General features: G+C 69.5%; 10 protein-coding genes. 9 read left to right on the forward strand and 1 reads right to left on the reverse strand.

The genetic code is table 11. The features are described 5' to 3' along the window. Positions 1-6: 6 nt before the first annotated feature. From JNB62_RS15965 to JNB62_RS16005, 9 genes are all read left to right on the forward strand, one after another. Entirely contained in the window at positions 7-528 is a 522-nt protein-coding gene (locus tag JNB62_RS15965) for a hypothetical protein (protein ID WP_220301891.1), read from the forward strand. Between the two features lie 72 nt (positions 529-600). Continuing rightward, the gene (locus JNB62_RS15970; protein ID WP_220301892.1) at positions 601-1,362 is read left to right on the forward strand and encodes a YebC/PmpR family DNA-binding transcriptional regulator; all 762 of its coding nucleotides are present in this window, start codon (positions 601-603) and stop codon (positions 1,360-1,362) included. A gap of 82 nt (positions 1,363-1,444) precedes the next feature. Then, a complete protein-coding gene (gene ruvC / locus JNB62_RS15975; RefSeq protein ID WP_220301893.1) occupies positions 1,445-2,026 on the forward strand; it encodes a crossover junction endodeoxyribonuclease RuvC in 582 nt (193 codons plus the stop codon). A gap of 49 nt (positions 2,027-2,075) precedes the next feature. Further along, the gene (ruvA, locus tag JNB62_RS15980) at positions 2,076-2,702 is read left to right on the forward strand and encodes a Holliday junction branch migration protein RuvA (RefSeq protein WP_220301894.1); all 627 of its coding nucleotides are present in this window, start codon (positions 2,076-2,078) and stop codon (positions 2,700-2,702) included. Continuing rightward, positions 2,695-3,720 (forward strand): Holliday junction branch migration DNA helicase RuvB, encoded by a 1,026-nt coding sequence (ruvB, locus tag JNB62_RS15985; RefSeq protein ID WP_220301895.1) that lies wholly within the window; start codon positions 2,695-2,697, stop codon positions 3,718-3,720. Before ruvA ends, ruvB begins: the two co-directional genes overlap by 8 nt. A gap of 83 nt (positions 3,721-3,803) precedes the next feature. Continuing rightward, complete coding sequence (locus tag JNB62_RS15990; protein WP_220301896.1) at positions 3,804-4,265, forward strand: preprotein translocase subunit YajC; 462 nt, start codon at positions 3,804-3,806, stop codon at positions 4,263-4,265. A gap of 44 nt (positions 4,266-4,309) precedes the next feature. Continuing rightward, on the forward strand, positions 4,310-6,034 hold the full coding sequence (gene secD, locus JNB62_RS15995) for a protein translocase subunit SecD (RefSeq protein ID WP_220301897.1): 1,725 nt from the start codon (positions 4,310-4,312) through the stop codon (positions 6,032-6,034). After that, on the forward strand, positions 6,034-7,026 hold the full coding sequence (gene secF, locus JNB62_RS16000; RefSeq protein ID WP_220301898.1) for a protein translocase subunit SecF: 993 nt from the start codon (positions 6,034-6,036) through the stop codon (positions 7,024-7,026). The genes secD and secF overlap by 1 nt, the downstream gene beginning before the upstream one ends. A 102-nt stretch (positions 7,027-7,128) precedes the next feature. Next, a complete protein-coding gene (locus JNB62_RS16005; RefSeq protein WP_220301899.1) occupies positions 7,129-9,378 on the forward strand; it encodes a RelA/SpoT family protein in 2,250 nt (749 codons plus the stop codon). Here the strand turns inward: JNB62_RS16005 and JNB62_RS16010 are convergent. After that, positions 9,365-9,922, reverse strand: coding sequence for a type IV toxin-antitoxin system AbiEi family antitoxin (locus JNB62_RS16010; RefSeq protein ID WP_220301900.1), 558 nt, complete (start codon positions 9,920-9,922; stop codon positions 9,365-9,367). The two genes, JNB62_RS16005 and JNB62_RS16010, sit on opposite strands and share 14 nt — an antisense overlap. Positions 9,923-9,985 lie beyond the last annotated feature (63 nt).

The following is a 9,985-nucleotide window of genomic DNA, read 5'->3' on the forward strand; positions in this document are numbered from 1 at the left end:
TCAGCCATGACGATCAACGCCTGGTGGCGCGAGCACCCCGAGGAGCGCTACTGGATGATCGCGCCGTCGCGCGGCGTCGTCGGCGATGCGCTCTCGGCCCCCAAGGCGCGGGACGAGCACCGGTTCGAGTGGTCGCACGAGCTCGTCGGCTACACCGAGCCCGGCGACACGCTGTTCGTGTGGGACCGCACGCTTCCCGTCCCGGGGATCGCGGCGTGGGGGCGCGTGCTCGGCCCGCTGGGCGAGGAGACCCGCGACCGGCGCGGCGACGACCTGCCGCACTGGCGCATGCCGATCAGCGACACGCTGCGCCTCGCAGCGCCGATCACTCTGCCGAGCCTGCGTCGCGTCGGATCCGAGATCGTCGCCGTGAGGGACCGCGTCGAGGCGCTCACCGAGGGCCCGGTGTACTTCCCGTTCATCGGTGCGCCCGACACGCTGGCGCCCGCCCCGGCGTACCTCACGAAGGTGCCGCGCGACCTCGTCGCACTGCTGTCGTCGCGGTTCGGTTTCGAGTTCGCCCTGTAGCCGGGGGATAAACTAGTCCGTCGGGCGAGGCGTTCACGCGCGTTCCGCCGACGAGCGTATTTCAGGAGGACCATGTCCGGGCATTCCAAGTGGGCAACGACCAAGCACAAGAAGGCGGTCATCGACGCGCGCCGTGCGAAGTCGTGGGCCAAGCTCATCAAGAACATCGAGGTCGCCGCAAAGCTCGGCGGGCCTGACCTGCAGGGCAACCCGACGCTGTTCGACGCCGTGCTCAAGGCGAAGAAGACGTCCGTCCCCAAGGACAACATCGATCGCGCCATCAAGCGCGGCGCGGGCATCGGCGGCGAGTCCGTCGAGTACGCCTCCATCATGTACGAGGGGTACGGCCCCAACGGCGTCGCGCTCATGATCGAGTGTCTGACCGACAACAAGAACCGTGCGGCCGCCGAGGTGCGCACGGCGCTGACGCGCAACGGCGGCACGCTCGCCGACCCGGGAAGCGTCGCCTACAACTTCACGCGCAAGGGCGTCATCGTCGTCGGCGGCGAGGGCACGAGCGAGGACGACGTCATGCTGGCGGTCCTCGAGGCCGGCGCCGAAGAGGTCGAGCCGCACGCACAGGGCTTCGAGGTCATCACCGAGGCGTCCGACCTCGTGGCGGTGCGCTCGGCGCTGCAGGATGCCGGCATCGAGTACGAGTCCGCCGACGTCGAGTTCGTCCCCAACCTCAAGGTCGAGGTCGACGCCGACACGGCGCGGAAGGTCTTCCGCCTCATCGACGCGCTCGAAGACAGCGACGACGTCCAGAACGTCTACAGCAACTTCGACCTCACCGCCGAGGTGCAGGCCGAGCTCGAGTCCGACGAAGACTGAGCACAACTCTTTGGAGCGGATGCCTCCGCCCGGCGCAGCGCGCCTGGCCGAGGCATCCGCTTCTCTCATCTAGCGTGGGGGAGTGCGCACCGGCAGCTCGCGCGGGTCCCTCCGCGTCCTCGGAATCGACCCCGGCCTGACCCGCTGCGGCGTCGGGGTGGTCGACGTCGCGGCCGACCGGTCCGCGCAGCTCGTCCATGTGGGCGTCGTGCGCTCGGACGCCGACGCGCCGATCGAGGAGCGCCTCGCGGTCATCGCCGCAGGGCTGCGGGCCGTGCTCGAGGCGCACGCTCCCGACGTCGTCGCCGTCGAGCGCGTGTTCGCACAGCACAACCGCCAGACGGTCATGGGCACCGCCCAGGCGAGCGGCATCGCTCTGCTGATCGCGGGTGAGCGCGGCATCCCCGCGGCGACGCACACGCCGTCGGAGGTCAAGGCGGCGATCACGGGGTACGGCAACGCAGACAAGCGCCAGGTGCAGACGATGGTGGCCCGCGTCCTTCGCCTCGAAGAGCTTCCGAAGCCGGCCGACGCCGCTGATGCCCTCGCCCTGGCGCTGTGCCACGCATGGCGGGGCGCCCCGGCGTCGATGGGGCGCTCGTCGTCGCCCCTCACGCCCGCGCAGCGCGCGTGGGCCGATGCGGAGCGCCTCGCGCGTCGCTGACACGCGTGTCGGTCGAACAAACGTCCGAACCGCACCGTAGGCTCGCAGCATGATCTCCTCAGTCCGCGGCACCGCCGTGCACGTCGATGCGGATTCGGTCGTCGTCGAGGTCGGGGGAGTCGGACTCCACGTCGCGGTGACCCCGCAGGTCGCACGCACGACCCACCTCGGCGACACCGTCCTCCTTCACACGACGCTGATCGTCCGCGAGGACGCCCTGTCGCTGTTCGGCTTCGAGACCCGCGAAGAGCTGACGGTGTTCGGCCAGCTGCTGGGGGTCACCGGCGTCGGACCCAAATCGGCGCTCGGCGTGCTCGCGACCCTCACGGTGCCCCAGATCGCCGATGCGGTCGCCGCCGACGACGACGCCCCGTTCCGCCGCGTGTCGGGCATCGGCCCCAAGACGGCGAAGCTCATCGTGGTGCAGCTCGCCGGCAAGATCGCGGTGACCCGTGCCCCCGGTTCGGGGGGAGTGGATGCCGCCGCCTCCGCCGCGGTGCCGGCCCAGGTCGTGCAGGCGCTGGTCGGCCTCGGCTGGTCCGAGCGCACGGCGGCCGAGGCCGTCGAGGCGACGGCATCCGAGGCTTCCGAGTCCGACCGCGGATCCGTGCCGGCGCTGCTGCGCCTGACGCTGGCGGCGCTGGGCCCGGCACGGAAGGAGACCGTCGGTGGTTGACGTCCGCGACGACAGCGAGCCCGTCGACGAGACCGAGCTCGCCATCGAGGGGGCGCTGCGGCCGACCTCGCTGTCGGAGTTCGTGGGTCAGCAGAAGGTGCGCGGACAGATGCAGCTGCTGCTCGATGCCGCGCGCATCCAGCAGCGGCCCGCCGACCACATCCTGCTGTCGGGGCCGCCCGGGCTCGGCAAGACCACCCTGGCGATGATCGTCGCGCACGAGAGCAACCGCCCGCTGCGGCTGTCGAGCGGCCCGGCGATCCAGCACGCGGGCGACCTCGCGGCGCTCCTGTCGAGCCTCACCCCGGGGGAGGTGCTGTTCATCGACGAGGTGCACCGGATGGCCCGATCGGCCGAAGAGATGCTCTATCTCGCGATGGAGGACTTCCGCATCGACATCATGGTCGGCAAGGGCGCCGGCGCCACCAGCATCCCGCTGGACCTCGCGCCGTTCACGCTCGTGGGCGCCACGACTCGTTCGGGGCTGCTTCCCAACCCGCTCCGCGACCGCTTCGGGTTCACGGCGCATCTGGAGTACTACGAACCCGAAGAGCTGGAAAGGGTCATCGAGCGCTCGGCGGTCATGCTGGGCGTCTCGCTGCCGCCGGCGGCGCGCGCCGAGATCGCCCGTCGCTCGCGTGGCACGCCCCGTATCGCCAATCGCCTGCTGCGCCGCGTGCGCGACTATCTCGTCGTCCACGGTCGCACCGGAGCCGACATCGCCACGGTGGACGCCGCCCTCGACCTCTACGACGTCGATGCGATCGGGCTCGACCGCCTCGACCGCGCGGTGCTGGATGCACTCGTCCGCCGCTTCCGCGGGGGTCCGGTGGGCCTCAGCACGCTGGCGGTGGCCGTGGGCGAGGAGCCCGACACCATCGAGTCCGTCGTCGAGCCGTACCTCGTGCGCATCGGCTTCATGGGCCGCACGCCGCGCGGCCGCATCGCCATGCCCGAGGCGTACGCGCACCTCGGCGTCGCGAGCGTCGAATCGGTGCTCGGATTCGATGACCTATAATCGCTGCAGGCGTTCGCCTACCCTCCTCCTGCAAGGCACCGCCGCCACGGCGCGTGCCTGACCCGAAAGGTGCCACCGGCTCCATGGACTTCGCTGCCTTCCTGAGCAACTACGGCCTCATCATCCTGCTGGTCGTGCTCCTCGTCTTCATGTTCTGGAGCTCACGCCGCCGTATGCAGAAGCAGAAGGCCGAGCAGGAGGAGAAGGCGCGGCAGACCGTGCCCGGCTCGGAGGTGCTGCTGCAGGGCGGCCTCTACGGCACGATCGTGTCGTACGACGCCGACAACCTCGACCAGCCCGCCATCGTGGAGCTGGCCCCCGGCGTGGAGATCAAGGTCCACAGCCAGGCCATCCTGCGCGTCGTGACGCCCGGCGCCGGCGCGGTCACCGAGGACGAGTACCTCGAGGCCGAAGAGAGCCACGCCGAGTACGCCGAGGGCGTCGCCAACGGCGACATCAGCTCGATCAGCGACGATGCCGCCGCGGCGAAGGATAAGGACGCCGACAAGGGCGACTCCACGCCCGGCGCCAAGGCACAGGACTAAGGTCTGACCGTTCGCCCGTTCGGGCACCTCCAGAAAGCGAAGACGTGGCGACATCCACTCCCGTCCGGCATGCGTGGCGCGCGCTGACCGGCCTTCTCGCCATCGTGGCGATCCTCGTCGGCATCAACGCGCTCGGCGTCTACGTGTTCGGCAAGAGCTCGTGGGTCCCGTCCCTCGCGCTCGACCTGCAGGGCGGCACGCAGATCGTCCTCGAGGCCCAGACCGAGGACGGCGCCGACCCGTCGACCGAGCAGATGCAGCAGGCGGTCACCATCATCCGCCAGCGTGTCGACGCCTCGGGCGTCGGCGAGGCCGACGTCACCACGCAGGCCGGCAACCAGATCGTGGTCCAGATCCCGGGCCAGGCCGACGAAGAGACGCGCAACCGCATCGAGGCGTCCGCGCAGCTGCAGCTGCGCGCGGTCCTGTACACCGGCGCCCCCGCGAACACGTTCGTCGGCGACGACGGCAACGAGACGCCGTACCCGACGCCCGATCCCTCGCTGCAGGCGACGCCGACCGCGTCGCCCACCAACGGCAGCGACACGGCCTGGATCACGCCGGCGCTGCAGGCCGAGTACCTGGCCTACGACTGCTCGGATCCGGCGAACGACCCGGCGAACGCGCCCAAGGACGAGCCGCTCATCACGTGCGACGCCGACGGCACGGTCAAGTACATCCTCGGTCCTGTCGAGCTCGACGGCTCGTCGATCGATGACGCGACCTTCGGCCTGCAGACCACCAACAACCAGTGGGCCGTCAACCTCCAGTTCGACGCCGAGGGCACCCAGACGTTCGGTGAGATCAGCCAGCGCCTGTACGGCGCGACCGCTCCGCTGAACCAGTTCGCGTTCGTCCTCGACGGCTACGTGCTGTCGGCGCCGTCGATGAACGGCGTCATCACGGACGGCAAGCCGAGCATCACCGGCAGCTTCACGCAGGAGAGCGCGAAGGTCCTGGCCGACCAGCTCAAGTACGGTGCGCTCCCGCTGAGCTTCACCGTCGTGAGCTCGGACTCGATCTCGGCGACGCTCGGCTCGCAGCAGCTGGCGATCGGCCTCATCGCGGGCCTCATCGGTCTGGCGCTCGTGGCCGTGTACTCGCTGATCGTCTACCGCGCGCTGGGCTTCATCATCATCGCCTCGCTCGCCGTGATGGCGGTGCTGACCTACCTCACGCTGTGCATCCTGGCGTGGCGCATGGGCTTCCGCCTGTCGCTGGCCGGTGTCGCGGGTCTGATCGTGACGATCGGCTTCACCGCCGACTCGTTCATCGTCTACTTCGAGAGGATCCGAGACGAGCTGCGCGACGGCAAGTCGATCACCGCGGCGGTCGAGGACGGCTGGGGTCGCGCCAAGCGCACGATCTACATCTCGAAGTCGATCAACATCCTCGCCGCCGTCGTGCTCTACATCCTCGCGGATGCCACGGTCAAGGGCTTCGCCTTCACCCTGGGGCTCACGACCGCGATCGACGTCCTGATCTTCATCCTGTTCACCCACCCGGTGCTGCAGCTGCTCGCACGGACGAAGTTCTTCGGCTCGGGGCATCCGCTGTCGGGTCTCGACCCGACCGCGCTCGGCGCCGTGTACCGCGGTCGCGCCCAGTTCCGCGACCCGGTGCTCACCACGGGCACCGCTGGACGCCGAAATGCCAAGTCGCGCGGCGAGGCCGCACGCCGGCAGACCATCGCCGAGCGCAAGCAGGCGGAGCAGACGGCCGCCGAGAGCGGTAAACCCGTCACGACTCTCAAGGAGGGAGACGACTGATGCGCTCCATGAGCCAGCTCGGCAACGACCTCTACTCCGGCAAGACGTCGTTCCCCTTCGTCGGCCGCCGGCGTCTGTGGTTCCTCATCGCCGCGATCCTCGTGGTCGCCTCGGCCCTCGTGCCGCTGTTCCGCCCGATCCAGTTCTCCATCGAGTTCACCGGCGGATCGCAGTTCACGGTGAGCGGCGTGGCAACGCCGGTCGACCAGCTGATCGCCACCGAGGCCGTGCACTCGGTCGTCCCCGACGCCACCACCAAGGTCACGACCGTCGGCGAGGACAGCGTCCGCGTTCAGACCGACCAGCTCGAAGACAGCGAGAGCCGCCAGGTGACCGCCGCCCTCGCCGAGGCGTACGACGTGCCCGAGAGCGAGGTCAGCGCCTCGTTCATCGGTCCCAGCTGGGGAGCCGATGTCACACGCCAGTCGCTGTGGGGTCTCGCGATCTTCCTCGCGCTGACCTTCCTGATCCTCGCGCTGTACTTCCGCACGTGGAAGATGTCGGTCTCGGCGATCATCGGCCTGGTCGACGTGCTCGTGATCACGATCGGCGTCTACGCGCTGTTCGGCTTCGAGATCTCGCCCGCCGCCGTCATCGGCTTCCTGACGATCCTGTCGTACGCCCTGTACGACACGACGGTCGTGTTCGACAAGATCAGAGAGAACACGAGCGAGGACGGCGAGGTGTCGGGGCGCACGTTCGGCGAGTCCGTGAACCTCGCGGTCAACCAGACGCTCGTGCGCTCGATCAACACGACGGTGGTCGCGATCCTGCCGACGGGCGCGATCCTGTTCATCGGCCTGATCTGGGTCGGCGCGCAGACGCTCACCGACCTGTCGCTGTCGATCTTCGTCGGCACCATCGTCGCCGCGTACTCGACGCTGTTCGTCGCCTCGCCGCTGTACTCGCTGCTTCGCGAGAACGAGCCGGCCATCAAGGCGCGCGACCAGCGCGTCACCGACGCGCGCGCCCTCGCAGGCACTCCGGTCTGACGCGACGACCGGGCCGGCACGACGCCGGCCCGGTCGCGCGCGGCCGATCGCCCTCGGTCGCGGGCGTAGGATTGTGGGATTCGGCGGAGGGGAGGCGATCGCGTGACCGAGACCATCCCGCCCGCCCAATCGTCGTCGCTGCGCCGCCTGGTGCCGCGCATCTTCTCGCGCTCGGCCCGCCGGGACGACGTCGAGCAGCTGCTGCGCACGGTTCGCACGCATCATCCGAAGGGCGACCTCTCGATCATCGAGCGCGCGTACTCGGTCGCCGAGCGCGCGCATTCCGGTCAGGCCCGGCAGAGCGGCGAGCCGTACATCACGCATCCGCTCGCCGTCGCGCAGATCCTCGCCGATCTCGGCCTCGGACCCCGCGCGATCGCGGCGGCCCTGCTGCACGACACGGTGGAAGACACCGACTACTCGCTCGACACGCTGACCGCCGAGTTCGGCGACGAGGTCGCGATGCTCGTCGACGGCGTCACCAAGCTCGACAAGGTCAAGTACGGCGAGAGCGCGCAGGCCGAGACCGTCCGCAAGATGATCGTGGCGATGTCGCGCGACATCCGGGTGCTGCTCATCAAGCTCGCAGACCGTCTGCACAACGCGCGGACGTGGGGCTTCGTGCCGCCTGAGAAGACGCGCAAGAAGGCCACCGAGACCCTTGAGATCTACGCCCCGCTCGCGCACCGGCTCGGCATCCAGGCGATCAAGTCCGAACTCGAAGACCTCTCGTTCGCCGTGCTGCAGCCGAAGCTGTACGCCGAGATCGACAGCCTCGTCAAGCAGCGCACCCCGCAGCGCGAGCAGTACGTGCAGAACGTCATCGACGCCGTCGACAGCGATCTGCGCGAACTGCGCATCCGCGGCCGCGTCATGGGCCGCCCCAAGCAGCTGTACTCCGTGTACCAGAAGATGGTCGTGCGCGGCCGCGAGTTCGACGACATCTACGACCTCATCGGCATCCGCATCCTCGTCGGCAGCGTGCGTGACTGCTACGCGGTGCTCGGCGCGATCCACGCGCGCTGGACGCCGCTGCCCGGCAGATTCAAGGACTACATCGCCACGCCGAAGTTCAACCTGTACCAGTCGCTGCACACGACAGTGATCGGCCCCGGCGGGCGCACGGTCGAGATCCAGATCCGCACGCACGAGATGCATCAGCAGGCCGAGTACGGCGTCGCGGCGCACTGGAAGTACAAAGAGCGCATGAACGGCGGCAAGTCGGACTCCAAGGCCGTCGACACCGACATGGCGTGGCTCGCGCACATCTCGGACTGGCAGGCCGAGACCGCCGACCCCGGCGAGTTCCTCGACTCCCTGCGCTTCGAGATCGGGGCGAAAGAGGTCTACGTCTTCACGCCGAAGGGCCGGGTGATCGGTCTGCCCGCGGGGGCGACACCCGTGGACTTCGCTTACGCGGTGCATACCGAGGTGGGCCACCGCACCATGGGCGCGAAGGTCAACGGACGCCTCGTGCCGCTGGAGTCCGAGCTCAAGAGCGGCGACGTGGTCGAGGTGTTCACCTCGAAGAACCCCGACGCAGGTCCCTCGCAGGACTGGCTGGGCTTCGTCAAGAGCACGCGAGCCCGGAACAAGATCCGCGGCTGGTTCACGAAGGAACGGCGCGAAGAGGCCATCGAGCAGGGCAAGGAGTCCATCGCCCGCGCGATGCGGCGCCAGAACCTGCCCCTGCAGCGGCTCATGAGCCAGGACTCGTTCTCAGAGGTGGCGCACCAGCTGCGGTACGAGGACGTGTCGGCACTCTATGCCGCGGTCGGCGAGGGCCACGTCTCGACGCAGTCGGTCATCGAGAAGGTCACCGCGCTGGTCGCCGCGAACGACACGGCCACCGGTCCGATCGACCTTCCGCCGGTCGGGCGCTCTCGCGCCCCGCGCGGCGGCGACTCGGGCATCCTCGTGCGCGGTGCTCCCGACATCCTCGTGAAGCTCGCGAAGTGCTGCACGCCGGTGCCCGGTGACCAGATCCTGGGCTTCGTGACGCGCGGCAGCGGCGTCTCTGTCCACCGCGCCGACTGCACGAACGTGAAGTCGCTCATGGAGGACCCCGAGCGCCTGATCGACGTCGAGTGGGCGCCCACGACCAAGAGCGTCTTCCTCGTCCAGATCCAGGTCGAGGCCCTCGACCGCTCCGGTCTGCTGAGCGACGTGACCCGTGTGCTCAGCGAGCATCACGTCAACATCCTCTCGGCGACGGTGTCGACGACGAACGACCGCCTCGCGCTCAGCCGCTTCGTGTTCGAGATGGGCGACATCGTCCACCTCGACCGCGTCCTGAACGCCGTACGCCGCATCGACGCCGTCTACGACGTGTACCGCGTCACGTCGTCCTGACGCGCGCGATCTCCGCGTCGATCGACCGCAGCACGCCGAGCGCGACGTTCTTGTGGGGGAGCCTGCCGTGCTCCAGCCGAGCGATCGCCGGCGCGATCGCGGCGGGGTGGGCACGCGCCAGCAGGCCGGCGGCGCGTGCGTGAGCGGCATCCGTGGTCCTCGCCAGATCGACGAGCGTCCGCGCGGGCGTGGTCACCCGCACGCCGCCCACCAGTTCGAGGTCGTCGGCGGGCACCGCTGAGTCGCGGTACACGACGTGGCGGTCGGGCATGAGGTGAAGGCGGCGCGGCACCGCGCGCTGCACGGTGTGACGCGCGGGCGGGTGCAGCAGTCCGCCATGGATCCACGCCGCGGTGAGATGCGTGGCCGCCAGCGTCTCGCCGAGCAGCCGTGAGAGCGCGCCCGCGCGGAGCGCCGCGGTCTCGACGGCGTCGGCCGGCATGTACGCGTCGCCGAGCTCGACGAGGTGTCCGTCGAGGCAGGCGGCGGTGAGCTCGGCCTGAGACAGCCGGTCGTCGACGAAATACAGGAACGGCGAACCCATGCGTGAAGTGTGCCGCACGGGGCGGATGGAGGGATGCCGCATCCCGCCGCCTGTGGACAACAG

This window comes from Microbacterium jejuense, assembly GCF_019511665.1.
Lineage (GTDB): Bacteria > Actinomycetota > Actinomycetes > Actinomycetales > Microbacteriaceae > Microbacterium > Microbacterium jejuense_A.

Bases quoted from the DNA above. Each gene is read 5' to 3' on its own strand.
- JNB62_RS15965 (WP_220301891.1), top strand. From the start codon at position 7: ATGACGATCAACGCCTGGTGGCGCGAGCACCCCGAGGAGCGCTACTGG.
- JNB62_RS15970 (WP_220301892.1), top strand. From the start codon at position 601: ATGTCCGGGCATTCCAAGTGGGCAACGACCAAGCACAAGAAGGCGGTC.
- ruvA (WP_220301894.1), top strand. From the start codon at position 2,076: ATGATCTCCTCAGTCCGCGGCACCGCCGTGCACGTCGATGCGGATTCG.
- JNB62_RS15990 (WP_220301896.1), top strand. From the start codon at position 3,804: ATGGACTTCGCTGCCTTCCTGAGCAACTACGGCCTCATCATCCTGCTG.
- secF (WP_220301898.1), top strand. From the start codon at position 6,034: ATGCGCTCCATGAGCCAGCTCGGCAACGACCTCTACTCCGGCAAGACG.
- JNB62_RS16010 (WP_220301900.1), bottom strand. From the start codon at position 9,922: ATGGGTTCGCCGTTCCTGTATTTCGTCGACGACCGGCTGTCTCAGGCC.